The sequence below is a fragment of the Sphingobacterium shayense genome (assembly GCF_013179575.1).
GTDB classification, from domain to species: domain Bacteria; phylum Bacteroidota; class Bacteroidia; order Sphingobacteriales; family Sphingobacteriaceae; genus Sphingobacterium; species Sphingobacterium shayense.
This window is the reverse complement of the sequence record NZ_JABMCQ010000351.1, coordinates 1-681: the sequence shown is the minus strand read 5'-3', so window position 1 is coordinate 681 and position 681 is coordinate 1. Positions and strand designations below refer to the sequence as shown.

Annotated in this window: 1 protein-coding gene; it reads left to right on the top strand. The window is 39.5% G+C overall.

Annotation, left to right across the window (positions count from 1 at the left end; all coding sequences use genetic code 11):
• Positions 1-558: leucyl/phenylalanyl-tRNA--protein transferase (aat, locus tag HP439_RS19310; RefSeq protein ID WP_172391936.1), on the top strand; the 558-nt coding region annotated here is incomplete at its 5' end.
• Positions 559-681 lie beyond the last annotated feature (123 nt).

The window sequence follows — 681 nt, the reverse complement described above, 5'->3', positions numbered from 1 at the left end:
TATCGACACGGCATTTTTCCCTGGTATTCCGAAGAGTCGCCTATTTTGTGGTATGCACCAAAAAAACGATTCGTATTAGAACCGAATGAATTAAAAATTAGCAAGAGCACACGTCAACTTCTTCGTAAGAAGAAATTTACAAACAAACATAATATCGCGTTTGAAGCCGTCATTGAAAATTGTGCCCAGGTTCAACGAAAAGACCAAGACGGCACATGGATTACCAGTCAGATGCAACAAGCCTATACGCAACTTCACGAACTCGGCTTCGCACATAGCTTTGAAACATATGATCAAGAAGGTAATCTTGTTGGCGGATTATATGGTGTACAAGTCGGAGATATATTTTGTGGGGAAAGTATGTTCTCTACGGCGCCTAATGCATCCAAGTTAGCTCTTATTTATCTCTGTCAACAATTTTCGTTTAGGCTTATAGATTGCCAAATATATAGCGACCACTTATCTTCCTTGGGAGCGAAATCAATCGACGCTTCCATATATTATAACGAGTTAAAAAAATGCACTCTAAATCCCAATATCCTTGAAAGAACATTTTGACATTCCATCCTCAATCATCTATTTAAACACACCGGGAAATGGCTTACTTCCTAAGCAAACACAACAGTGGCGTGCCGAGCGAGAAAAAGATTTTTATGATCCCTCGGGATTTCTTCGTGATCA